Consider the following 21,580-nt stretch of genomic DNA (forward strand, 5'->3'; position numbering starts at 1 on the left):
GGGGATTCGTCGACGGAGCCGTGACGTGTCGAGCACCGTGCCTGGGGCGTGTGCTCCCCTCGGCCTCCGGCTTCGGAGGCCGCGCGCGAAGCGCCGGACCGGACCAGACGGCTCCGCGTGTACGGGACACGAGGTATGACGGTCGCCCGGCGGCAAAGGTTCACGTATGCGGAGGGATTTCGCATACGGCCCCGTGTGCGGGGTGAGTGCGGTCCCGTGTACGGGGTGCGGTTCAACACCCCGGCGCCGTCCTCCGGTCGGTGGCGCTGGTCAGGACCCGTCGGGCCCGGCCGCCGCGCGAGCGGTCCGTTCCGCTCGTTCCGCCCGTTCAAGGAGGAGCTGCCGCTCGCGTCCGTTGCGGGCCAGGGACGCCGCCAGCGCGAACTGCGCGCGTGCCTCGCCCCGTCGGCCCAGCCGCTCCAGGAGGTCGCCCCTGACGCTCGGCAGCAGGTGGTAGTCCTTCAGCGCCGGTTCCCCTGCCAGCACGTCCACCACGCGCAGCCCGGCCTCGGGCCCCTCGGCCATGGAGACGGCGACCGCGCGGTTCAGCTCCACGACAGGGGACGGGGTCAGCGCCATCAGCCTGCCGTACAGCGCGGCGATGGCCGCCCAGTCCGTGTCCTCGTAGCGGAGCGCCCGCGCATGGCACGCGGCGATGGCGGCCTGCACGGAGTACGGGCCGCGCCCCGCGCGCAGCAGAGCCTCGGCGCCCCGGCGCATGAGCGGACGGTTCCAGTGCGCGCGGTTCTGGTCGGCGAGCAGCACGGGCTCGCCGTCCGGGCCCGTACGGGCCGCGATGCGCGAGGACTGGAACTCCAGGAGCGAGACCAGCCCGTGCACCTCGGGCTCCCGGGGCATCAGCCCTGCCAGCACGCGGGCCAGCCGGAGCGCGTCCTCGCACAGCGCCGGGCGGACGAGGTCGTCACCCGCGGTGGCGGAGTAACCCTCGTTGAAGACGAGGTAGATGACCTCCAGGACGGAGGCGACGCGGCCAGCGCGGTCGGCCCCGTAGGGCACCTCGAAGGGGACCGCCGCCTTGGCCAGCGTCCGCTTCGCGCGCACGATGCGCTGGGCGACCGTCGCCTCGCCGACGAGGAAGGCGCGGGCGATCTCGGCCGTGGTCAGCCCGCCCAGCAGGCGCAGGGTGAGCGCGACCCTGGCCTCCGTCGACAGCACGGGGTGGCACGCGGTGAAGATCAGCCGCAGCAGGTCGTCGTCGATGCCGTCGATACCGTCGAATCCGTCGGCGTCCTCGACGGCGTCGCCCGCGCCCGGCGGCGGCACGTCCTCCAGGGAGCGCCCGACCTCGGCCAGCTTGCGCGCGTAGGTCTCCTGCCGCCGTACGAGATCGATCGCGCGGTGCTTCGCGGTGGCCATGAGCCAGGCGCCCGGGTTGTCCGGGACGCCCGCCCGTGGCCACCGCTCCAGCGCGGCGACCAGCGCGTCCTGCGCCAGCTCCTCGGCGATGCCCACGTCCCGCACGATGCGGGTGACCCCGGCGATGATCCGCGCGGACTCGATCCGGAACACCGCCTCGACCGCCTCGGCCGTGCTTCCCGCCGTACCCCCGGATGTGCCCTGCGCCGTGCTTCGCGCCGTGTGCTCTTCCGTGCTCTCTGCCGTCACGGGCACATCAGAGCAGCAGCCCGGGGGAGCGGCAAGCGCCTTCCTGGCAGGCGGGCCGGCAGGCGGCCGGGATCAGCTCGCGGTCACGTCCGGGCCCTCGACGATCTCGCGGACCTCGGCCGTGATCTTCCAGTGCTCCGGGTGGATCCGCAGGAAGCGGTTGGTCCACTCGACGGCCTCGGCCTTGTCCTTCGCCTGGATGATGGAGTAGCCGCCGACGACCTCCTTGGTCTCGGTGAACGGGCCGTCGGTGTAGCTGAGCCTGCCGCCGGACCAGGTGACCCGGGTGCCCTCGGCGCTGGGGCCGAGCCCGGCCGTGTCCAGCATGACCCCGGCCTTGGTGATCTCCTCGAACAGCGCACCCATGCGCTCGTCGAACTCGGGGCCCGGAGCGTCCGTGGGGGCGTTCTGCTCGTCCATACGGATCATCGTCAGGTAGCGCGGCATGGTGACTCCTCGGTCGGGAGGGCGGGGCGTGTTCCCCGCCTCTCACCCTTGCGTCGAACGGGAGTCGCCCGGATCGACAGCTCCCCGGAAATTCTCCCCGGAATTTTTTCCGCGCCGCGCGGACCCGTCCGCCGAGCGTACGAGCGCGCGTGCTGCTAGACGAGCGCGGCGAGGACCCGTCGCATCGTGCGGGGGAACAGGGACTCCGCGTCCTGGGGCTGGGCCTGGAGCTGGGGCTGGTCCGAGTCCGGGTCCGGGTCCGCTTCCGGTGGGCCGGAGGGGGCCAGGGCCGCCGCGAGGTGCGGGTGATCGCCCTGTGCCGCGGCCGCGCGCAGATACGCGGCCTGCGCCGCCTGGCGGCCGGTGCCCGCGCGGGCACCCAGCCGTTCAGCCTGTTCGGCGCGCGCGAACTGCGCGACGAGGGCGCTCAGTACGGCGACCGCCTCCAGCTTGGCCGGTCCCGGCAGCCGCGTCGGAGCCATGGCCCGTAGCGCGTACTCCAGATAGGCCAGGCCGCGCGGGCCCAGCCGGAGGGGCTCCGGCGGGACGTCGGACAACCAGGGGTGCCGCAGGTGCACGTCCTTGGTCCTGACGGCCAGGGCCAGCAGATCCTCGACGGGATCGCCGCTGAGCGGGACGTCGAGGTCGGTCTCGCCCGTCACCGCGTCCGTCATCAGGTCGAGCAGGTCCTCGCGGCTGGAGATGTAGCGGTAGAGGGACGACTGGCCGACGCCCAGCTCCTTGGCCACCTGGCGCGTGGACACCGCGGCGAGTCCGCGCCGGTCGGCCAGCCCGACGGCAGTGGCGGCCAGCTCGGCGCGGCTGTGACCTGCGGCGGGGCCGCGGGCGCCGCGCTCGGGCCGGTCCCAGACCGTCACCGGTCCCGCCGCCCTGGCTGCCGCCCTGTCCGTCGTCTCGTCCGCCATTCCGCCCGCCATCGTGCCCCAGCCTCCTCCACCCGCCTCTTCCGGTCCCGGGGCGGGGCCTCTAGAGTAAAACTGCGAACGCTGATCGCAGTAAAAGAGCAAGGGGAGGTGGTCCTGTGGCATCGTCACCGGAACCCGTCGCATCCGCCGCATCCGTCTCGTCCGCCGCACCTGGCGCGCCCGTCTGGAGCCCGGTCCGCTGGGCCGCGAACGGCTCGGTGCGGCTGGCCTTCGACCGGCTGACGGAGGGCGCCGACGGTGAGCCGCTGCTGCTGGTCACGGGTCTGGGCGTCAACCGGTTCTGGGTCCCCGACGGGCTGTGCGCGATGCTGGCCGCGCGGGGCTTCGCCGTCGCCCGGTACGACCAGCGCGACGGCGGCGAGTCGGCCCATCTGCCGCCCACCTCCACGCGCTCCCCGGTCTCCGCGCTGCTCACCAGGCGGCGCGCGGAGGCTTACTCGGCCGAGGACATGGCGGACGACGCCGTCGCGGTCATGAGCGCGCTCGGGTGGCCGTCGGCGCATCTCCTGGGCGTCTCGCTCGGCGGCGCCGTCGCCCAGCGCGTGGCGCTGCGCCACCCGGAGCGCGTCCGCTCGCTCACGTCCATGGCGGCCGTTCCCGGAGACATCGCGGGGCCGCGCACCCTGCGGTACGTACGCGCGGGCACGCTGGCGAAGTTCGCCCGGCTGAGGTTCCCGGACACGCGCGAAGGTGCCGTCGAGGCGGGCGTCGCCGTGTCCCGCCTCCTCGCCTCGCCGAACCGGCCCTTCGACGAGCGGGCCGCCCGCGCCGCCGCCGAGCGCAACGCGGACAGCGGGGTGCACGACCAGCGGGCGCAGAGCCGCCAGATCGGCGCCCGCTGGCACGGCCCGCCGATCAGCGCCCTCACCCGGCCCGCACTCGTGCTGCACGGGGAGGACGACCCCCTCATCAGGCCCGCCGCGGCCCGCGCGATCGCCTCCCGGGTTCCCGGCGCGCGCCTGGTCCTCCTGCCAGGCGTCGGCCACGAGCTTCCCGCGCCCGCGTGGGAGACCGTCACGGCCGAGGTCCGCGCCCTCGCCGACGCGGGCGGCGCGGCGCGCTGATGTGACGGTGGTCAGGACGCGGGGACCGGGCCGCCGGGACGGAACCGCTCCACCCCGACGATGTGCCGCACCTTGGTCGGGCGCACGACCACCGCGACGCGCTCCTCGCCGGGCATGATCCACTCGAACCGCTCGCTGCCCAGGTACTTCTGGGCGAGCCGGTCCATCCGCTCGTGCGCCTCCTTGCCCTCGATGAAGCGGGCGACCTCGCCGCTGATCTGTACGCGGTCGAAGGGGTTGGCGGCGTCCGCGTGCGAGAGGTAGACGCGGGGGTCGTGGCGCAGGTTCTCCTCCTTCACCCGGCCGACGGAGGTGTTGAACGTCAGCTCGTTCTCGCCCTCCAGGTCCACCCACATGGGGCTGACCTGCGGCGCTCCATCGGGGAACACGGTCCCGACGTACCAGATGAGGGGGGCTTTCAGGCGGGCGCGGACGGCTTCGTCGAAGGTCGCAGTCATCCCGGGAGGCTACCAATCATGATCATCGCGACGGTCCGGGGGGAGCGGCCCCGGTCCGGTTCCGGTTCCGGCTCCGGCTCCGGGCCGTCGGTGCGGTCACCAGGGGACGGGCCGGCCGAAGCGGTCCAGGTATGCCAGGCCCTTGGTGTCCAGGCGGGAGAGCAGGACGTCCACGAGGAGCGGGATGCTCTCCTTCACGGTGTACGGCGCGTCCTCGCCGCCGAGTTCGGTGCGTATCCAGCCCGGCGCCATCAGCAGCAGGGCGCGGTCGGTGTCCGCCTGGCGGGCGGCGTAGCTGCGCATGTACATGTTGAGGGCCGCCTTGCTGCCGCGGTAGACCTCGCGCCCTCCGGTGGTGTTGTTGGCGACGCTGCCCTGCCCAGAGGACATCACGCCGATGAGGCCGCTGGGGCTCACCAGGCCGTCGAGCGCCTCGATGACGCGCAGGGGGCTGAGCGCGTTGGTGACCATGACCTCGATGAAGTCCTGCGTGGGGACGTCTCCGATGGGTGCCTGTTCGTTGTTGGTGGTGCCCGCGTTCACGAACAGGACGTCGAGCCGCGTTCCGGCCAGGCGCTCGCGCAGGGGCGCGAGTTGCTCGGGTTCGGTGATGTCGAGGTGTTCCACGCGGATCTGTTCGGGGCGGCGGTCGGCGAGGTCGTGCAGCGGGGTGCGGGCCGTGCCCCTGACGGTGCCGATGACCGACCATCCCCGGTCGGCGAGTTCGGCCGCCATGGCGCACCCGAGCCCGCGGGACGCGCCGACGATCAGGGCGGTGGGGGTGTGCTCGTGCGCGCTGGGCTGCTGCGTCATGTCGCGTCGTCTCCGTAGCGCTGGTCGGGTCAGGGGCAGAGGTCAGAGGTCAGGGGAGGCAGAGGTCAGTGGGGTGTGGCGAGGTCGATGCCGAAGAGGGCGGCGGCGTTGGCCGAGCGGACCTTGTGCCGGTCCGTGTCGGTGGCGAGGTGACCGAAGAAGGCGTCGATCTCCGCCCGGCCGGGCTGCTGGAAGGGGTAGTCGGTGGAGAAGATCAGCCGGTCGACCGTCGTCACCGTCAGGGCGTGCCGCAGCAGGGCGGGGTTGAGCATTCCCGAGGCCGTGACGAAGACGTTCGTGCGGACGTAGTCCGAGACCGGGCGTTCGAGACCGGCGAGGCGGGAGAGGCTGTCGGCCCGGTCCAGCCAGAAGAGCAGCAGCTCGCCCCAGTGGCCCAGCACGATCTGGAGGCCGGGGTGGCGGTCGAAGGTGCCGCGCAGGACGAGCCGCAGTGCCGCCGTCGCCGCTTCCAGGTGCCAGCCCCAGCCGAAGGTGGCCAGAGCCAGATCGGTCATGGGGTCGAAGCCACGGTAGGCGGCGTCGCGCAGCGCGTCGGAGGGGATCTGCGGGTGGATGAAGACCGGCTGGCGCAGTGCGGCGGCAGCGGCGAAGAAGTCGTCGTAGACGGGATCGTCCAGGAAGCGCTCGCCGGACCGCCCGTAGACCATGCTTCCCACGTGGCCCTGGACCGCGGCGCGTTCGAGTTCGGCGGCGACGTGGCGCGGGGACGACATCGGCAGCGTCGACAGTGATCTGAACCGCATCGGGTGGGCGCTCACCGCGGCAGCGGCGGTGTCGTTCGCGAGGCGGCTGAGCGCGACCGCCTCCTCGGGGGGCAGCGACTGGGTTCCGGGCGGCGTGAGGGCGAGGACGGCGACGTCGATGCCCTGGGCGTCCATGGTGGCGATCCGGCCGGTGCCGAGGTCTTCGAGCCGCCGGCCGGTGTCACCCCGCTTGTTGAAGGCGAGGCTCTCGTCCGGGTGGACGACGGCTTCGAGGGCGGAGGTCAGCTCCGGCAGCATCCAGTGTTCTTCGATGCCGATGAGGGGCATGGTCAGCGTTCCTTCGGGAGGAATGGGGGAGCGGAGGAGGGGTGGCGGGGGCCACGGGCACCCGGGCCCCGAACGAGATGTTTCCCGCCATACATGGGCAAAGCTAAGCGACACCCTGTTACCTGTCAAGTGATAACTATCGAATGACAGGTAAAATACACTGAAGGAGTGGACGAGACACAGAAGGCCAGACTGTTCGAGCTGGCCGACCTGATCCTGGCGATCAGTCGGCACCTGCACGCCGCCAAGGCGGACGCGGCGGAGTCATGGACGCCGCTCGAAGCGGCGGTCATGCGCTACATCGACCATCAGCCGGGCGCCACCGCGAGTCAGGCGGCCGAGGCGACGCGGCTCATCTCCAGCAACTTCAGCCGGGCGCTGCGCAAGCTGGAGCAGAAGGAGCTGGTGCGCCGCGAGGCCGACCCCGACGACGCCCGGCGCGTGCGCCTGTATCCGACGCGGAAGGCGGGCGAGAACCTGGGGTATCTCCAGGACGCCTGGAGCCGCCTTCTGGACGAGACCGTGCCCGACGCCGCCGAGGCGGATGCGGTGATCACCACGCTCCGGCGCATCGAGTCGCAGCTCCTCGACCGCACCCGCGCCGCTGCGGACCCTGCCAGGAAGGGCCAGGGCGCGGCGCGGTGACCAGCCACGACGAGGCGGATGACCACGACGAGGCGGATGAGGCGGACGAGGCGGCGGCCGTCCGCCCTTCGGCCCTGGCCTGGGTGAACCGGCACCTGGAACCAGGCGAGCGGGTCCTCGGAGCCGAGGTGCTGCGGGGCGGCATCACCGCCGAGATGCGGAGGCTGACCATCGGCGGGCGGGACGGGGGCACGCGTGATCTGGTGCTGCGGACCTTCGTCGACGTGGAGCACGCCGAGGACCGGCTGCACAGGGAGGCCGGTGCCCTGACCCGGCTCGTGGGGACCGGTGTGCCGGTTCCCGGGCTCGTCGCGGTCGATCCCGTCGCCGAGCACTGCGAGTACCCGTCGCTTCTCATGACGCATCTCCCGGGCCGGCCGGTCCTCGACGGCGAGGGGTTGGAGACGCGCGTCCCTCTGCTGGCCCGTCAGCTCGTGGCGATCCACGCGGTGCGGCCAGCCGAGCGGCCCCAGGAGTACGCGGCGCTGACGACCGCCGACACCGTCGTGGTCCCGAGGGGCGCCGACGCGGCGGCATGGGCCGCGGCGATCGACATGATCCGCGGGCCCGCGCCGCCCTACGAGGGGCGCTTCCTGCACAGGGACTTCCAGCCCGGCAATGTGCTGTTCGACGTGCCGCCCTCGGGGTCGGCGGGTGCCCGGCTCACCGGCGTCGTCGACTGGGCGGGGGCGTCCTGGGGTCCGGCGGATCTCGACGTGGCGCACTGCTCCGTCAATCTCGCGCTGCTGCACGGCCCGGCGTGGGGTCTGCGGTTCGCCGAGGCGTACGAGCGGGCGGGCGGGGTGCTGGCCGCGACCGCGAGCGAGCGGCTGTACTGGCGCGTGCGGGATGCCCTGGCGTCCTCGGAAGAGGTGCGGCTGGTGTCGCAGCCGTGGCGGGAGGCGGGGAGGACGGAGCTGACGGCGCGAGCCGCCGAGGAGCGGCTGGACGCCTATGTCACCGCTCTGATGGACGCGCAGGGCTGAGCCGGGGCGGCCCTGCCCCATCGGGCACGGCCCGACCCCGACCGGCCCGACGGGGCCTTCGCGGGGTGCGGCGTCAGGAAACCAGTGACGGCTGCCGTGCGACGGACGCGACCGGCTGATCCGCGACGGTTCGCTCCTCGACGCTTCGTCCCGCGTCGGTTCGCTCCGCCTGGCTGATCTCGGCCCAGACGGCGTCGAGTGACAGGCCGAGGGTGTCGGCGATCGCCGCGATGGTCGGGAAGGCGGGGGTGGCCACGCGGCCGGATTCGATCTTCCGCAGGGTCTCCGGCGAGATCTGTGCGGCGAGCGCCACGTCCAGCATCGAACGGCAGCCCCGGGCCCGGCGGAGCAGCGCGCCGAGGCGCTCTCCGCGTTCCACTTCGGCGGGGGTGAGCGGCAACCTGACCATGGCCCCACTCTAATGCCGGTATAGTTTGACCGGTATAGTTATTGGACGCACCTGAGAGGCCCCCATGATCGAGATCCTGAACTCCGCGCAGCTCGAGCGGGCGAGGGACACCGGCGCCCTGGTCGGGCACATCCTGGACACGCTGAAGCGGCGCAGCACGGTCGGGACGAATCTGCTGGACATCGACCAGTGGGCCAAGGAGATGATCACCGAGGCGGGGGCGCAGTCCTGCTACGTCGACTACGCGCCCTCCTTCGGGCGCGGCCCGTTCGGACACTACATCTGCACGGCCGTCAACGACGGAGTGCTCCATGGGCTGCCTCACCACTACACGCTGGCGGACGGGGATCTGCTGACTCTCGACCTCGCCGTGGTCAGGGGCGGGGTCGCCGCGGACGCCGCGATCAGCTTCCTGGTGGGCAAGGCCAGGCCGGCGGAGAGCGTCGCGATGATCGAGGCGACCGAACGCGCACTCGCCGCCGGTATCGCCGCCGCCAGGCCCGGGGCACGCACCGGCGACCTCTCCCACGCCATCGGCACGGTCCTCAGCGAGGCGGGCTATCCGGTCAACACCGAGTTCGGAGGCCACGGCATCGGCTCGACCATGCACCAGGACCCGCACATCGCCAACACCGGACGGCCCGGCCGCGGATACAAGCTGCGCCCCGGACTGCTGCTCGCCCTGGAGCCCTGGGTCATGGCCGACACCGCCACGCTCGTCACCGACGCCGACGGCTGGACGCTGCGCAGCGCGACGGGCTGCCGGACCGCGCACAGCGAGCACACCATCGCCATCACCGAGGACGGAGCCGAAATCCTCACCCGCCCGACCCGCCCGACCCGCCCGACCCACCCGACCCGTCCGTAAGGGGCCGATGCCGCTGCCGCGCCGTCCGGACCGGCGGACGGGGCGCCGTCACGCAGGGGTGCCGAGCGGCGGGTGTTCGAGCACGCGGGGCCTGTACTCGACGAGCTGGAGGCGGCCGTCGAAGGTGCGGTGCTCGATCATCTCCAGGGCGACGTCCGGATAGCCGTCGTAGATGCGCTCCTCACCCGTGGCCCCGGTGATCACCGGGAACATCACGACCCGGAAGCGGTCCACGAGTCCGGCCCGCAGCAGGGACCGGCACAGGCTGAGGCTGCCGATCGTGCTGAGGAGCCCCGAGCCGCTCGACTTCATGGCGCGGACCGCCTCGACGGCGTCGTCGCGGACGAGCGTGGAGTTGGCCCACTTCAGTGGCTCCCCGAGCGAGGAGGAGAACACCACCTTGGACGCTTGCGTGAGCTCGTCGACAGACGCCTCTTCTTCGGGCCTGAACTCGTCCTGGCCGCTCGGGACCTCGCCCGAGGCGAAGCCCGACATCAGGCGGTAGGTGTTCGCTCCCATCAGGTAGGTGGCCTCGGGCTGCTCGCCGAGCCATGCGAGGTACTCGGGGCCCTCGAGGCCCCAGAACCCGGGCCATCCCTCCCCTGATGCGTAGCCGTCGAGGGAGGTGATGAAGTCGACGAGAAGCTCCGACATGGCGGTTCCCCTTCCTTGGGGGTCACGAGTCCTTGGGTGTCACGAGCTTGGACCGGCCGCGAGCCACATACTCATCGGCCGCGCTGTGCGATAACGAGAAAACCCATGACGCGGCGGCCGGTCAGGCCGGCGGAGCGCACACCGTCGCACCGTCACACCGGCCCCGGCGAACAGGGGCAGGGAGGGATTCCGGAATCAATCGGCCTCCCGTTCCACCGGCAGCCACAGCTCGGCATCGGCCTCGCCGCCGTCCGCCGACATTCGCGTGCGAAGGATCTCCGGCCCGGGGCGGCTCCGGTACGGGTTCGACGGGAACCACTCGGTGAACACATCACGCCACAGCGCTTGGACCGCCTCCGGCGCCGGCCCCGAGGTGGTGAAGACCGCCCATGTCCCGGCCGGCACGGGCAGCGTGGCCATGCTCTCCGGCGCGGACGCCGAGGTGACGACCCCGTGGTAGTAGTCGAGGTCGGTGCCCTCCGCCCGGCTGGGATCGAGGTCGTCGCAGACCGCGAGGATGCCGTGCGGCTCCTGGTCGGACAGCGTCTCCAGCAGCTTCCTTGCCTGGTCGCCGGTCCCGCGGACGAAATCGATGATCGCCTGGTTCGGCCCCGAGTGCACGAGCGGCACCCGGGCCTTCGCCCCGACGACGCTGAACTCCGGCTTGCGCACGACGCGGTAGCGCATGCTGCTGCTCCCGTCGACGATGAGGCGGAAGGCCATCCGGGGCTGGGAGCTGAGCGCCGCGCCGGTGCGCCGCGCCTCGCCGGGCCCCACGCCGTGCACCGCGCGGAACGCCCGCGCGAATGCCTCTCCCGAGCTGTATCCGTACCGCACCGCGATCTCCAGCAGCGTCCACTCATCGGCCAGTACCTCCGCGCCCGCGACGGTCAGCCGTCGGCGCCTGATGTACTCCGACAGCGGCATCCCCGCGAGCGCCGAGAACATCCGCCGCAGGTGGTACTCCGAGGTGGCCGCGATCCGCGCCAGCTCGCCTACGTCGACGGAGCTGTCGAGCTGCCGCTCGATGTGCTCCATGGCCTGATTGATCCGCTCCAGCACGCTCGCCTCCAAGATCCCGGCCATCGATTCCATCAGGCGGCCCTGAACGCCGCACCCGAGAAAGGCGGTGCGGCAAGTGTCGGGTGACCGGTACGGGCGGCGCCGCACGATAGAGCCATGGACGACACGACCTTGGTATCCCGCTTCCTCCGCGACGGCTTCGTCAAGCTGGAGGGCGCCGTCGCGCCCCGCGTGGCCGCGAGCTGTGCGCGGCTGCTGTGGCGGGAGACGGGTTGCGACCCGGACGACCCGGAGACGTGGACGCAGCCCGTGCACCGGGTCGGCGGGATGGCACAGGGACCGTTCGCCGCCGCACCCAACTCCCCGGTCCTGCACCGGGCGTACGACCTGCTGGCCGGCGCCGGGCGCTGGGAGCAGCGCTACTCGCTCGGCACCTTCCCGCTGCGCTTTCCGCACGACGAGGAGCCCGATGACGCGGGCTGGCACATCGAGGGCAGCTATGCGGTGGAGGGCGAGACCTGGCCCTTCACCAATCTCCGCTCACGCGGCCGGGCCCTGCTGATGCTGTTTCTGTTCAGCGAGGTGGGCGAAGAGGACGCCCCGACCCGGATCCGGGTCGGCTCCCACCTCGACGTGCCGAAGGTGTTGGAGCCGTACGGGGAGGAGGGCGCGAGCGGCCTGGCCATCGCGCCGGACCTCGTAGCGGCATCCGCCCACCGGCCGCTCGCCCTCGCCACCGGTTCCCCGGGTGACGTCTTCCTGTGCCATCCGTTCCTGGTGCACGCGGCGCAGCCGCACCACGGGGCGCGACCGCGCTTCATGGCCCAGCCGCCGCTGATGCCGGCAGCGCCGTACGAACTGGAGCGGGCCGACGGCGCGTACTCACCCGTAGAGACCGCGATCCGCCGGGGCCTGGGACAGGCCACCTCCGGTCCCGACGGGGAGGACGCCGGACCCGCCGACTAGCGCGCTCAGTCACAACAGCTCTCAGGTGCCCCTTGCGCCCCTCATTGCATAAAACTGCTGTGCTACGTATAGTCATGCCATCGACGAGGAGGGTTCGATGGCAGTGCGAGCAGCGGTAGCGGGAGCCAGTGGCTACGCGGGGGGTGAGGTGCTGCGCCTGCTGGCGGGGCATCCGGAGGTCGAGGTCGGGGCCCTGACGGGGAACTCCAACGCGGGCCAGCGCCTCGGCGCGCTCCAGCCGCACCTCACGCCGTACGCCGACCGCGTGCTGGAGCCGACCACCACGCAGGCCCTCGCCGGGCACGACGTCGTCTTCCTCGCGCTGCCGCACGGGCAGTCGGCGGCCGTCGCGGAGGAGCTGGGCGACGGGGTGCTCGTCGTGGACTGCGGCGCGGACTTCCGGCTGACGGACGCGGCCGACTGGGAGAAGTTCTACGGCAGCCCGCACGCCGGGACCTGGCCGTACGGCCTCCCCGAGCTGCCCGGGGCCCGAGCCGCGCTCCAGGGGGCCAAGCGCGTCGCGGTCCCCGGCTGCTACCCGACCGCCGTCTCGCTCGCGCTCTTCCCCGCCTACGGTGCCGGGCTCGCCGAGCCCGAGGCCGTGGTGGTCGCGGCGACGGGCACGTCGGGCGCCGGCAAGTCGCTCAAGCCGCATCTGCTGGGCAGCGAGGTCATGGGCTCGATGAGCCCGTACGGCGTCGGCGGCGTGCACCGGCACACCCCGGAGATGAGCCAGAACCTCTCCGCCGCGGCCGGGGAGCGGGTCAGCGTCTCCTTCACCCCGACCCTCGCGCCGATGTCCCGCGGCATCCTCGCCACGTGCAGCGCCAAGGCCAGGCCTGGCGTGACGGGGGAGAGCCTGCGGGCCGCGTACGAGAAGGCGTACCAGGACGAGCCCTTCGTCACCCTGCTCCCCGAGGGCCAGTGGCCCGCGACGGCCTCGGTGCAGGGCTCCAACAGCGTTCACCTCCAGGTCGCGTACGACGAGGACGCGGGACGCCTCATCGTCATCAGCGCCGTCGACAACCTCACCAAGGGCACGGCGGGCGGCGCGGTGCAGAGCATGAACCTCGCCCTCGGCCTCCCCGAGGGCCTGGGCCTCCCCACGGTCGGGGTCGCCCCGTGAACACCGGCACCCCCGTGTCCGACGGCACCCGTACGACGAGCGGCCTTGTACCGCCGCACCCCGCGGCCGGAGCAGTCGCGGCCGGAGCAGCGAACGGAGAAGCACAGTGAGCGTGACAGCGGCGAAGGGATTCACGGCGGCGGGCATCGCGGCCGGAATCAAGGACAGCGGCGGGGCGGACCTCGCCCTCGTCGTCAACAACGGGCCGCGCCATGCCGCAGCGGGCGTCTTCACCAGCAACCGCGTCAAGGCCGCGCCGGTCCTGTGGTCGGAGCAGGTGCTCAAGGGCGGCCAGGTCTCGGCCGTGGTCCTCAACTCGGGCGGCGCCAACGCCTGCACCGGAGCCCCCGGCTTCCAGGACACCCACGCCACCGCCGAGAAGGTTGCCGAGGCGCTCGGGCACAGCGCGGGCGAGGTCGCCGTGGCCTCCACGGGGCTGATCGGCACCCGGCTGCCCATGGACAAGCTGCTGCCCGGCGTGGACAAGGCCGTCGCCGCGCTCTCCGCGCACGGCGGCGAGAAGGCGGCCATCGCCATCAAGACCACCGACACCGTGCACAAGACCGCCGTGGCCGAGGGCGCGGGATGGACCGTCGGCGGCATGGCCAAGGGCGCGGGCATGCTGGCGCCTGGACTGGCCACCATGCTCGTCGTGCTGACCACGGACGCCGAGCTGGACCAGCCCGAGCTGGACCGGGCGCTGCGCGCCGCCACCCGTACGACCTTCGACCGGATCGACTCGGACGGCTGCATGTCCACCAACGACACGGTGCTGCTGCTGTCCTCCGGGGCCTCCGGGGTCACCCCCGGGTACGACGAGTTCGCCGAGGCCGTCCGCACGGTCTGTGACGACCTCGGCCAGCAGCTCATCCGCGACGCGGAGGGCGCCTCCAAGGACATCCGCGTCGAGGTCGTGGGTGCGGCCAGCGAGGAGGACGCCGTGGAGGCGGGGCGCTCCATCGCCCGCAACAACCTCCTCAAGTGCGCCCTGCACGGGGAGGACCCGAACTGGGGGCGGGTCCTCTCCGCGATCGGCACGACGTCGGCGGCCTTCGAGCCCGACAAGCTGAACGTCGCCATCAACGGCGTCTGGGTCTGCAAGGACGGCTCCGTCGGCGAGGACCGCGAGCTGGTGGACATGCGCTTCCGCGAGGTCCGCATCACCGCCGACCTGGCCGCGGGGTCCGAGTCCGCCGTCATCTGGACGAACGACCTCACCGCCGACTACGTCCACGAGAACAGCGCGTACAGCTCATGAGCACACGCAAACACACCGCCCTCCCCAAGGCCCGCACCCTCATCGAGGCGCTGCCCTGGCTGACGCGGCACAACGGCAAGACCGTCGTCATCAAGTTCGGCGGCAACGCCATGGTCGACGAGGATCTCAAGTCCGCCTTCGCGCAGGACGTGGTCTTCCTGCGGCACGCCGGACTGCGCCCGGTCGTCGTGCACGGCGGCGGGCCGCAGATCAGCGCGCAACTGGAGAAGCTGGGCCTGGAGTCGGAGTTCAAGGCCGGGCTGCGGGTGACCACGACCGAGACGATGGACGTCGTACGGATGGTCCTGGCCGGGCAGGTCCAGCGCGAGCTGGTCAACCTGCTCAACCAGCACGGCCCCCTCGCCGTCGGCATGACCGGCGAGGACGCGCACATCATGGCGGCCACCCAGCACTACGCGGACATCGACGGCGAGCGGGTGGACATCGGCCGGGTCGGCGAGATCGCCTCCGTCGAGACCGGCGCCATACAGGCGCTGCTCGACGACGGACGCATCCCCGTCGTCTCCTCCATCGCGCGCAGCGCCGACGAGGGGGACACGGGCGTCTACAACGTCAACGCCGACACGGCCGCCGCCGCGCTCGCCGCGGGCCTGGGCGCCGAGACGCTGATGGTCCTCACCGACGTCGAGGGCCTGTACGCGGACTGGCCCAGCAGCGACGACGTGATCAGCGAGCTGACGGCCACCGAGCTGGAGAAGCTGCTGCCGGGCCTGGCCAGCGGCATGGTGCCCAAGATGGAGGGCTGCCTGTACGCGGTGCGCAACGGCGTACGGACGGCACGCGTCCTGGACGGGCGCGTCCCGCACTCCATCCTGCTGGAGATCTTCACCGACGAGGGGATCGGCACGATGGTCGTGCCGGACAAGGACGCGCCGGGCAAGCCGGCAGAGGGGGACGAGGCGGCATGAACACCACCACGGGAAGCGGAAGCGGAACCGGACGCGGAACCGGCGTTGGTGCGGGCGCGGGTACGGGTGCAGGCGTGGGCGCGGGCGTCGGCGCCAACGCGGCGCTCACGCGCCGCTGGCAGTCCACCCTGATGGACAACTACGGCACCCCCCGCGTCCCCCTCACCCACGGCGAGGGCGCCACCTTCTGGGACGCGCAGGGCAAGTCCTACACCGACTTCGTCGGCGGCATCGCCGTGAACGCGCTGGGCACCGCGCACCCCGCGGTGGTCCGCGCCGTCTCGGACCAGGTCGCCACCCTCGGCCATGTCTCCAACCTCTTCATCGCCGAGCCCCCGGTCCTCCTCGCCGAGCGGCTGCTGGAGCTGGCCGGGCGGCCGGGACGGGTCTTTTTCTCCAACTCCGGCGCGGAGGCGGTCGAGGCCGCCTTCAAGCTCGGCCGCCGCACAGGCCGTACCCACATGGTCGCGACCGACGGCGGCTTCCACGGCCGCACCATGGGCGCCCTGGCACTGACCGGTCAGCCCGGCAAGCAGGCGCCCTTCGCGCCGCTGCCCGGCGAGGTCACCCACGTCCCCTACGGCGACGTCGAGGCCCTGCGGGCCGCGGTCACCGAGGAGACCGCGCTGTTCATCGTCGAGCCGGTCCAGGGCGAGAACGGCGTCGTCGTCCCGCCGGAGGGCTATCTCGCCGCTGCCCGCGAGATCACCCGGGCGACGGGCACGCTGCTCGTCGTCGACGAGATCCAGACCGGCATCGGCCGCACGGGCCACTGGTTCGCCTGCCAGGCGCAGGGCGTCGAGCCCGACGTCGTCACCCTGGCCAAGGGCCTGGGCGGCGGGCTGCCCATCGGCGCCACCCTCGCCTTCGGCGAGACGGCCGAGCTGTTCACCCCCGGCCAGCACGGCACGACCTTCGGCGGCAACCCCGTCTCCTGCGCGGCCGGGCTGGCCGTGCTGGAGACGATCGCCGACGAGGACCTGCTGGCACACGTCAAGCGCATGGGCGCCCGGCTGCGCGACGCGGTCACGGCGCTCGGACACCCGCTCGTGGACCATGTCCGCGGTGCGGGGCTGCTGCTGGGTATCGTGCTCACCGAGCCCGTCGCACCAAGGGTGCAGCAGGTGGCTCAGGACGAGGGCTTCCTGGTGAACGCGGTCGCGCCCGGCGTCGTCCGGCTCGCGCCCCCGCTGATCATCGGTGAGGACGAGGTGGACGCGCTCGTACGCGCCCTGCCCGGCATCCTCGACGCGGCCGCCGACGGAGACCGACAAGTCGAAGGGGAACGGGGATGACGAGCGGGGAGAGCGGCCGAGGACCCGAGCCGGACGCGGGCACCGACACCGATCCGGAGGCGGGGAACGGACATCAGGCGGGCCAGGCCGTGCCGCAGACGCGCATGGCACGGCACCGTCGGATAGTCGACATCCTCAACCGCCAGCCCGTCCGCTCCCAGAGCCAGCTAGCCAAGCTCCTCGCCGACGACGGGCTGACCGTCACCCAGGCCACGCTCTCGCGTGACCTGGACGAGCTGGGCGCCGTCAAGATCCGCAACACGGGCGGCGAGCTGATCTACGCGGTGCCCAGCGAGGGCGGCTTCCGCACCCCGCAGGCGCCGCTCGGCGAGTCGGCGAAGGAGGAGCGGATGCGCCGCCTCTCCGGCGAGCTGCTCATCTCGGCCGAGGCGTCGGCCAACCTCGTCGTCCTGCGCACCCCGCCGGGCGCGGCGCAGTTCCTGGCCTCGGCCATCGACCAGGCCGAGCTGCACGCGATCCTCGGCACGATCGCGGGCGACGACACGCTGCTGCTGATCAGCCGCGATCCGGACGGCGGCCGGTCCCTGGCCGAGCACCTGCTGAGCCTGGCGCAGAACGAGCGGTAGCGGCCGATGGCCGTGCGGCCTCGCGCCCTCGCGCCGTGCCGCGTCGCGCGACGTACGGTCTCGCGCCGTGCCGCCGTCGACGCTGGTCAGAGGCCCGCTGCCCGGCGGCCGTGTGCCCGGCGGCCGTGTGCCCGGCGACCGGGAGGTCGCCGGGCACCACCGCCCCTCGGCTCATGGCCCGGTCAGCGTTTGCGCGAGAACCACGCCGCTGCCAGCGCGCCCGAGATGTTGTGCCAGACGGAGAAGACGGCGGCGGGGAGCGCGGCCAGCGGGCTGAAGTGGGCCGTGGCGAGCGACGCGGCGAGCCCGGAGTTCTGCATGCCGACCTCGAAGGCCATCGCGCGGCTGGCCGGTTCGCCCAGGCGGCTGATCCGTCCCGCGCCGTAGCCCAGCGCGAGCCCCAGCCCGTTGTGCAGCACCACGGCCAGGAACACCATCCCCGCGGCCGACTTGATGGCGTCCGCGCTGCCCGCGACCACCACGGTGACGATCACCGAGATGGTCAGCGCTGACAGCCACGGCAGCACGGGCAGCGCCTTGGTCACATACCGGCCCGCGAGCAGCCGCACGACCAGCCCCGCGAGCACCGGCAGCAGCACGGTCTTGAGGATGTCGGTGACCATCGAGCCCGCGTCGACGGGCAGGAACTCGCCCGCGAGCAGCAGCGTCAGCGGCGGGGTGATGAGCGGGGCCAGCACGGTGGAGACGGTCGCGACGGAGACGGAGAGCGCCACGTCGCCGCGGGCGAGGTACGTCACGACGTTGGACGCGGTGCCGCTCGGCGCGCAGCCCACCAGGATGACTCCCGCGGCGAGCTGCGGCGACAGATTCAGCCCCGTGGCGACGAGCCACCCCAGCCCCGGCATGATCACGTAGTGCGCGACGAGGCCGAGCCCGACCGCCCACGGGCGCTTGGCCACGCCCTTGAAGTCCTCCGGCGTCATGGTCACGCCCATGCAGAACATGACCACGCCCAGCAGATACGGGACGGCCTCGGCCCCGCCGGAGAAGGTGCCCGGGCTGATCATCCCGGCGGCTCCGGCGAGGAGTACCAGCAGGGGGAAGACGGTGACGGCGCGCCGCGCCGAGCGGCCGTCGCCGGAGGTATCAGGGGTGTCTGGGTTATCGGAGGCTTGGCTCGATTGGTCGGTTCGCACCGCGCGATGGAACGCCTGATGAGGGCCTTTGTGCAAGCTCGTCTCGCGATGCGGCCCTCTGCGGGGCCTGCCGTTGTCCTACGGCGTGGGCGGCAGCGGGAGCGGCAGCCCCGGCAGCCCGTCCATGCTCGTGGCGATGTGCTCCTTCTTCTGGAAGTACGCGTCCAGTGTCTCGTCCGTCTCCCGCGCGAAGCGCGAGCCGTGCAGCGTCCTGTCCTCGTCGTACGTCATGAACGGCACAGCGAAGCCGCACGTGTCCCGGATCAGCTCGGCGCTCACCACGATGACCGCGCGCAGCCCGTGCCGCGACGGGTCGATGCCGGGGAAGTGCGCGAGCAGGTCCGTGAACCGGGGGTCGTCGCGGAAGACGGGCTCACCGCGCCCGTGCACGCGCAGGATGTTGGGCGGCCCCTGGAAGGCGCACCACATCAGCGTGATGCGGCCGTTCTCGCGCAGGTGCGCGATGGTCTCCGCGTTGCTGCCCGCGAAGTCGAGGTACGCGACGGTGTGCTCGTCCAGCACCGCGAGGGAACCCGTGAGTCCCTTGGGGGAGAGGTTGACGGTTCCGTCGCCGTCCAGCGGGGCCGTGGCGGTGAAGAAGACGGGCTGCTCGTCGATGAAGGACCGCAGCCGGTGGTCTATTCGCGTGTAGGTCTTTCCCATGACGCGAGTATGCGCCGGGCGCCTCCCGTCCATGCCAGAGCCGTCGGGGGTGCGGGTTCCGCGCGCGCCCTGCACGCTGGGGGCATGAGCGAGAAGAGCCCGCGGGTGCGGGTGCGGCGCGTGTACGAGGAGCCCGGCGCTGACGACGGCGTCAGGGTGCTGGTGGACCGGCTGTGGCCGCGCGGCCTGGCGAAGGCGGAAGCGGAACTGGACGCCTGGGACAAGGACGTCGCGCCGTCCACCGAGCTGCGCAAGTGGTACGGGCACGACCCGGAGCGCTTCGAGGAGTTCGCCGAGCGCTACCGCGCCGAGCTGTCCGAACCCGAGGGGCAGGAGGCGCTGCGGCGCCTGCGCGAACGCGCGGGCCGGGGCCCGCTGACCCTGCTGACGGCGACGAAGGACCTCGCGCACGGGCACGCGGGCGTGCTGGCCGAACAGCTCGGCGAGGCGGACTGAGCGGTCTCCGAAGGGGCCGACCCGGCCGGGACCGGCCGCGCCACCGGGCGAGGCCGGTGGCGCTTCACCTCGTGTGTCACCTCGCGCGTCTCCTCACATCTCGCGCTCGCCGTGCCGGAACGGCTTCGAGGGCTCGCGCGCGCTGTCGGGGGAGACGGGGGAGCCGCCACTGGCGGGCCCGGGGCGGTCGGGCCTGGCACCCTCCGCGTCGCCCGGGGTCGGCTCGGCGCCCCGGTCCAGCTCGCGCAGCCGGGCCGCGAGCACCTCGGTCACCTGGGGCCGGCCCGCGTGCCCCCGCTCGTGTTCCAGCAGCCGGTTCACGTCCTCCCGGGACAGCGGCCTGACGCGGTGCTCGATGCTCGCGGCGGGCAGCTCGTCGTAGTCGGGCAGCGGCAGGTCCTGTCCAGTCATGCCTGTGACCTCCTGTGGCGTGGGAGACGGCGTGAGAAACCTCTGTTGCGGCCTCCCTGTCCAGTGTGATCACCCTCTCTCCGCGCGCCAGCCGGGGAGCACGAGCGCGTTGACGAAACATGCAGTGGAATGCATACTTATGCCCTGTCGCGCTCAGCGCCTTGACGCACCTTCCAGCCAGTTCCAGCACGCACCCGCAAGGAGCCCCCGATGACCCAGGACCCGCAGACCTCCGGCGGCGGCGACGACGTACGGCTGTGGGGCGGGCGGTTCGCCGACGGTCCTTCCGAGGCGCTGGCCAAGCTCTCGGCCTCCGTCCACTTCGACTGGCGGCTCGCCCCGTACGACATCGCGGGCTCCCGCGCGCACGCGCGCGTGCTGCACAAGGCCGGGCTGCTGACCGCCGACGAGCTGGAGCGGATGCTGGCCGGTCTCGACCAGCTCGAACGGGACGTGGCCGACGGCTCCTTCACCGGCACCATCGCCGACGAGGACGTGCACACGGCCCTGGAGCGCGGCCTGCTGGAGCGGCTCGGCCCTGACCTCGGCGGCAAGCTGCGCGCGGGCCGGTCGCGCAACGACCAGGTCGCGACCCTCTTCCGCATGTACCTGCGGGACCACGCCCGGCTGATCGGCGGGCTGCTCACGGAGCTTCAGGAAGCGCTCGTCGGGCTGGCCGAGGCGCACCCCGACGTCGCGATGCCGGGGCGCACCCACCTCCAGCACGCGCAGCCGGTGCTGTTCGCGCACCACGTGCTCGCGCACGCGCAGGCGCTGGGCCGGGACGCCGAGCGGCTGCGGCAGTGGGACACGCGCACCGCGGTCTCGCCGTACGGCTCGGGGGCGCTCGCCGGTTCCTCGCTCGGCCTCGACCCGGAGGCCGTCGCCGCCGACCTCGGCTTCGAGTACGGTTCCGCGGCCAACTCCATCGACGGGACGGCCTCGCGGGACTTCGTCGCCGAGTTCGCCTTCGTCACCGCGATGATCGGGGTCGACCTCTCGAAGATCGCCGAGGAGATCATCCTCTGGAACACGAAGGAGTTCTCCTTCGTCACCCTCCACGACGCGTTCTCCACCGGCTCGTCGATCATGCCGCAGAAGAAGAACCCGGACATCGCCGAGCTGGCCCGAGGCAAGTCCGGGCGGCTGATCGGCAACCTCACGGGGCTGCTGGCCACGCTCAAGGCGCTGCCGCTCGCGTACAACCGCGACCTCCAGGAGGACAAGGAGCCCGTCTTCGACTCCTGCGACCAGCTGGAGATCCTGCTGCCCGCCTTCACGGGGATGATGGCGACGCTGACGGTCAACCGCGAGCGGATGGCCGAACTGGCGCCCGCGGGCTTCTCGCTGGCCACGGACGTGGCCGAGTGGCTCGTGAAGCAGGGCGTGCCGTTCCGGGTGGCGCACGAGGTCGCCGGGGAGTGCGTGAAGGTCTGCGAGCGCGAGGGGATCGAACTGGACCAGCTCACGGACGCGCAGTTCGCCGAGATCTCCCCGCATCTGACGCCCGAGGTCCGCACGGTCCTCGACGTCCCCGGCGCCCTGGCCTCACGGGACGGGCGCGGCGGCACGGCGCCCTCGGCGGTCGCCGTCCAGCTCGCGGAGATCAAGTCGGACCTGGCGCACCAGCGGGAGTGGGCGGCACTGCCGCTCGTGCGGCGCCGCGCCTGACGGTCCGGGCGCGCGGCGGTTGACGGGGCGGCGCGGCATGGCGGGCGGTGTCCGGGGCAGGTGATCATG

Annotated in this window: 24 protein-coding genes; 12 read left to right on the forward strand and 12 right to left on the reverse strand. The window is 72.5% G+C overall.

The window, feature by feature from the left end:
- Positions 1 to 270 precede the first annotated feature (270 nt).
- From ACYVOO_RS14390 to ACYVOO_RS14400, 3 genes are all read right to left on the reverse strand, one after another.
- Entirely contained in the window at positions 271 to 1,626 is a 1,356-nt protein-coding gene (locus tag ACYVOO_RS14390) for an RNA polymerase sigma factor (protein WP_461016053.1), read from the reverse strand.
- Positions 1,627 to 1,698: 72 nt separating this feature from the next.
- The gene (locus tag ACYVOO_RS14395; RefSeq protein ID WP_461016054.1) at positions 1,699 to 2,073 is read right to left on the reverse strand and encodes a YciI family protein; all 375 of its coding nucleotides are present in this window, start codon (positions 2,071 to 2,073) and stop codon (positions 1,699 to 1,701) included.
- 155 nt (positions 2,074 to 2,228) lie between these two features.
- A complete protein-coding gene (locus tag ACYVOO_RS14400) occupies positions 2,229 to 2,999 on the reverse strand; it encodes a TetR/AcrR family transcriptional regulator (RefSeq protein ID WP_461016180.1) in 771 nt (256 codons plus the stop codon).
- Positions 3,000 to 3,217: 218 nt separating this feature from the next.
- On the opposite strand from ACYVOO_RS14400, the gene ACYVOO_RS14405 reads away from it, so the two are divergent.
- Positions 3,218 to 4,084 carry an alpha/beta fold hydrolase gene (locus ACYVOO_RS14405; protein WP_461016181.1) on the forward strand — a complete coding sequence of 289 codons (867 nt, stop codon included), beginning with the start codon at positions 3,218 to 3,220 and terminating at the stop codon, positions 4,082 to 4,084.
- 11 nt (positions 4,085 to 4,095) lie between these two features.
- Here the strand turns inward: ACYVOO_RS14405 and ACYVOO_RS14410 are convergent, their stop codons facing one another.
- From ACYVOO_RS14410 to ACYVOO_RS14420, 3 genes are all read right to left on the reverse strand, one after another.
- Positions 4,096 to 4,542, reverse strand: coding sequence for a TIGR03618 family F420-dependent PPOX class oxidoreductase (locus ACYVOO_RS14410; protein ID WP_461016055.1), 447 nt, complete (start codon positions 4,540 to 4,542; stop codon positions 4,096 to 4,098).
- 96 nt (positions 4,543 to 4,638) lie between these two features.
- Positions 4,639 to 5,355 carry an SDR family NAD(P)-dependent oxidoreductase gene (locus ACYVOO_RS14415; RefSeq protein ID WP_461016056.1) on the reverse strand — a complete coding sequence of 239 codons (717 nt, stop codon included), beginning with the start codon at positions 5,353 to 5,355 and terminating at the stop codon, positions 4,639 to 4,641.
- A gap of 65 nt (positions 5,356 to 5,420) precedes the next feature.
- Entirely contained in the window at positions 5,421 to 6,407 is a 987-nt protein-coding gene (locus ACYVOO_RS14420; protein WP_461016057.1) for an amidohydrolase family protein, read from the reverse strand.
- Positions 6,408 to 6,575: 168 nt separating this feature from the next.
- Between ACYVOO_RS14420 and ACYVOO_RS14425 the strand changes: the two genes are divergently transcribed.
- Together ACYVOO_RS14425 and ACYVOO_RS14430 are read left to right on the forward strand one after the other, a co-directional pair.
- Entirely contained in the window at positions 6,576 to 7,052 is a 477-nt protein-coding gene (locus ACYVOO_RS14425; RefSeq protein ID WP_461016058.1) for a MarR family winged helix-turn-helix transcriptional regulator, read from the forward strand.
- A gap of 83 nt (positions 7,053 to 7,135) precedes the next feature.
- Positions 7,136 to 8,038: a phosphotransferase family protein gene (locus ACYVOO_RS14430; protein WP_461016182.1), complete on the forward strand. Its 903-nt coding sequence runs from the start codon at positions 7,136 to 7,138 to the stop codon at positions 8,036 to 8,038.
- Between the two features lie 73 nt (positions 8,039 to 8,111).
- On the opposite strand, the gene ACYVOO_RS14435 is transcribed toward ACYVOO_RS14430, so the two are convergent.
- A complete protein-coding gene (locus ACYVOO_RS14435; protein WP_461016059.1) occupies positions 8,112 to 8,447 on the reverse strand; it encodes a helix-turn-helix transcriptional regulator in 336 nt (111 codons plus the stop codon).
- A 64-nt stretch (positions 8,448 to 8,511) separates the two neighbouring features.
- Here ACYVOO_RS14435 and map point away from each other — a divergent pair, with 64 nt between their 5' ends.
- Complete coding sequence (gene map, locus ACYVOO_RS14440; protein WP_461016060.1) at positions 8,512 to 9,315, forward strand: type I methionyl aminopeptidase; 804 nt, start codon at positions 8,512 to 8,514, stop codon at positions 9,313 to 9,315.
- Positions 9,316 to 9,363: 48 nt separating this feature from the next.
- Here the strand turns inward: map and ACYVOO_RS14445 are convergent, their stop codons facing one another.
- Entirely contained in the window at positions 9,364 to 9,969 is a 606-nt protein-coding gene (locus ACYVOO_RS14445) for a dihydrofolate reductase family protein (protein ID WP_461016061.1), read from the reverse strand.
- Positions 9,970 to 10,164: 195 nt separating this feature from the next.
- Positions 10,165 to 11,031 carry an AraC family transcriptional regulator gene (locus tag ACYVOO_RS14450; protein ID WP_461016183.1) on the reverse strand — a complete coding sequence of 289 codons (867 nt, stop codon included), beginning with the start codon at positions 11,029 to 11,031 and terminating at the stop codon, positions 10,165 to 10,167.
- 117 nt (positions 11,032 to 11,148) lie between these two features.
- Here ACYVOO_RS14450 and ACYVOO_RS14455 point away from each other — a divergent pair, with 117 nt between their 5' ends.
- From ACYVOO_RS14455 to ACYVOO_RS14480, 6 genes are all read left to right on the forward strand, one after another.
- Positions 11,149 to 11,958 carry a phytanoyl-CoA dioxygenase family protein gene (locus ACYVOO_RS14455; protein WP_461016062.1) on the forward strand — a complete coding sequence of 270 codons (810 nt, stop codon included), beginning with the start codon at positions 11,149 to 11,151 and terminating at the stop codon, positions 11,956 to 11,958.
- Between the two features lie 97 nt (positions 11,959 to 12,055).
- Positions 12,056 to 13,084 carry an N-acetyl-gamma-glutamyl-phosphate reductase gene (gene argC, locus ACYVOO_RS14460; protein WP_461016063.1) on the forward strand — a complete coding sequence of 343 codons (1,029 nt, stop codon included), beginning with the start codon at positions 12,056 to 12,058 and terminating at the stop codon, positions 13,082 to 13,084.
- Between the two features lie 106 nt (positions 13,085 to 13,190).
- Positions 13,191 to 14,342 (forward strand): bifunctional glutamate N-acetyltransferase/amino-acid acetyltransferase ArgJ, encoded by a 1,152-nt coding sequence (gene argJ / locus ACYVOO_RS14465; protein ID WP_461016064.1) that lies wholly within the window; start codon positions 13,191 to 13,193, stop codon positions 14,340 to 14,342.
- Positions 14,339 to 15,271: an acetylglutamate kinase gene (argB, locus tag ACYVOO_RS14470; RefSeq protein ID WP_461016065.1), complete on the forward strand. Its 933-nt coding sequence runs from the start codon at positions 14,339 to 14,341 to the stop codon at positions 15,269 to 15,271. The genes argJ and argB overlap by 4 nt, the downstream gene beginning before the upstream one ends.
- Positions 15,268 to 16,566 (forward strand): acetylornithine transaminase, encoded by a 1,299-nt coding sequence (locus ACYVOO_RS14475; RefSeq protein WP_461016066.1) that lies wholly within the window; start codon positions 15,268 to 15,270, stop codon positions 16,564 to 16,566. The genes argB and ACYVOO_RS14475 overlap by 4 nt, the downstream gene beginning before the upstream one ends.
- Entirely contained in the window at positions 16,563 to 17,153 is a 591-nt protein-coding gene (locus ACYVOO_RS14480; RefSeq protein WP_461016067.1) for an arginine repressor, read from the forward strand. Before ACYVOO_RS14475 ends, ACYVOO_RS14480 begins: the two co-directional genes overlap by 4 nt.
- A gap of 182 nt (positions 17,154 to 17,335) precedes the next feature.
- Here ACYVOO_RS14480 and ACYVOO_RS14485 read toward each other — a convergent pair whose 3' ends face one another.
- Together ACYVOO_RS14485 and ACYVOO_RS14490 are read right to left on the reverse strand one after the other, a co-directional pair.
- A complete protein-coding gene (locus ACYVOO_RS14485) occupies positions 17,336 to 18,310 on the reverse strand; it encodes a bile acid:sodium symporter family protein (protein ID WP_461016068.1) in 975 nt (324 codons plus the stop codon).
- Positions 18,311 to 18,388: 78 nt separating this feature from the next.
- The gene (locus ACYVOO_RS14490) at positions 18,389 to 18,973 is read right to left on the reverse strand and encodes a pyridoxamine 5'-phosphate oxidase family protein (RefSeq protein WP_453345092.1); all 585 of its coding nucleotides are present in this window, start codon (positions 18,971 to 18,973) and stop codon (positions 18,389 to 18,391) included.
- An 84-nt stretch (positions 18,974 to 19,057) separates the two neighbouring features.
- Here ACYVOO_RS14490 and ACYVOO_RS14495 point away from each other — a divergent pair, with 84 nt between their 5' ends.
- Positions 19,058 to 19,429, forward strand: coding sequence for a DUF488 domain-containing protein (locus tag ACYVOO_RS14495; RefSeq protein WP_461016069.1), 372 nt, complete (start codon positions 19,058 to 19,060; stop codon positions 19,427 to 19,429).
- A gap of 93 nt (positions 19,430 to 19,522) precedes the next feature.
- Here ACYVOO_RS14495 and ACYVOO_RS14500 read toward each other — a convergent pair whose 3' ends face one another.
- Positions 19,523 to 19,840 carry a hypothetical protein gene (locus ACYVOO_RS14500; protein WP_461016070.1) on the reverse strand — a complete coding sequence of 106 codons (318 nt, stop codon included), beginning with the start codon at positions 19,838 to 19,840 and terminating at the stop codon, positions 19,523 to 19,525.
- A 210-nt stretch (positions 19,841 to 20,050) separates the two neighbouring features.
- Between ACYVOO_RS14500 and argH the strand changes: the two genes are divergently transcribed.
- Positions 20,051 to 21,511 (forward strand): argininosuccinate lyase, encoded by a 1,461-nt coding sequence (gene argH, locus ACYVOO_RS14505; RefSeq protein ID WP_461016071.1) that lies wholly within the window; start codon positions 20,051 to 20,053, stop codon positions 21,509 to 21,511.
- Positions 21,512 to 21,580 lie beyond the last annotated feature (69 nt).

The sequence above is a fragment of the Streptomyces daliensis genome, from assembly GCF_054782395.1.

Excerpts from the sequence above, each read along its gene's own strand:
- argC (WP_461016063.1), top strand. The coding sequence starts at position 12,056 with ATGGCAGTGCGAGCAGCGGTAGCGGGAGCCAGTGGCTACGCGGGGGGT.
- ACYVOO_RS14480 (WP_461016067.1), top strand. The coding sequence starts at position 16,563 with ATGACGAGCGGGGAGAGCGGCCGAGGACCCGAGCCGGACGCGGGCACC.
- ACYVOO_RS14475 (WP_461016066.1), top strand. The coding sequence starts at position 15,268 with ATGAACACCACCACGGGAAGCGGAAGCGGAACCGGACGCGGAACCGGC.
- ACYVOO_RS14445 (WP_461016061.1), bottom strand. The coding sequence starts at position 9,969 with ATGTCGGAGCTTCTCGTCGACTTCATCACCTCCCTCGACGGCTACGCA.
- ACYVOO_RS14410 (WP_461016055.1), bottom strand. The coding sequence starts at position 4,542 with ATGACTGCGACCTTCGACGAAGCCGTCCGCGCCCGCCTGAAAGCCCCC.
- ACYVOO_RS14395 (WP_461016054.1), bottom strand. The coding sequence starts at position 2,073 with ATGCCGCGCTACCTGACGATGATCCGTATGGACGAGCAGAACGCCCCC.
- map (WP_461016060.1), top strand. The coding sequence starts at position 8,512 with ATGATCGAGATCCTGAACTCCGCGCAGCTCGAGCGGGCGAGGGACACC.
- ACYVOO_RS14435 (WP_461016059.1), bottom strand. The coding sequence starts at position 8,447 with ATGGTCAGGTTGCCGCTCACCCCCGCCGAAGTGGAACGCGGAGAGCGC.
- ACYVOO_RS14420 (WP_461016057.1), bottom strand. The coding sequence starts at position 6,407 with ATGCCCCTCATCGGCATCGAAGAACACTGGATGCTGCCGGAGCTGACC.
- argH (WP_461016071.1), top strand. The coding sequence starts at position 20,051 with ATGACCCAGGACCCGCAGACCTCCGGCGGCGGCGACGACGTACGGCTG.
- ACYVOO_RS14455 (WP_461016062.1), top strand. The coding sequence starts at position 11,149 with ATGGACGACACGACCTTGGTATCCCGCTTCCTCCGCGACGGCTTCGTC.
- ACYVOO_RS14500 (WP_461016070.1), bottom strand. The coding sequence starts at position 19,840 with ATGACTGGACAGGACCTGCCGCTGCCCGACTACGACGAGCTGCCCGCC.
- argB (WP_461016065.1), top strand. The coding sequence starts at position 14,339 with ATGAGCACACGCAAACACACCGCCCTCCCCAAGGCCCGCACCCTCATC.
- ACYVOO_RS14400 (WP_461016180.1), bottom strand. The coding sequence starts at position 2,999 with ATGGCGGACGAGACGACGGACAGGGCGGCAGCCAGGGCGGCGGGACCG.
- ACYVOO_RS14495 (WP_461016069.1), top strand. The coding sequence starts at position 19,058 with ATGAGCGAGAAGAGCCCGCGGGTGCGGGTGCGGCGCGTGTACGAGGAG.
- ACYVOO_RS14415 (WP_461016056.1), bottom strand. The coding sequence starts at position 5,355 with ATGACGCAGCAGCCCAGCGCGCACGAGCACACCCCCACCGCCCTGATC.
- ACYVOO_RS14490 (WP_453345092.1), bottom strand. The coding sequence starts at position 18,973 with ATGGGAAAGACCTACACGCGAATAGACCACCGGCTGCGGTCCTTCATC.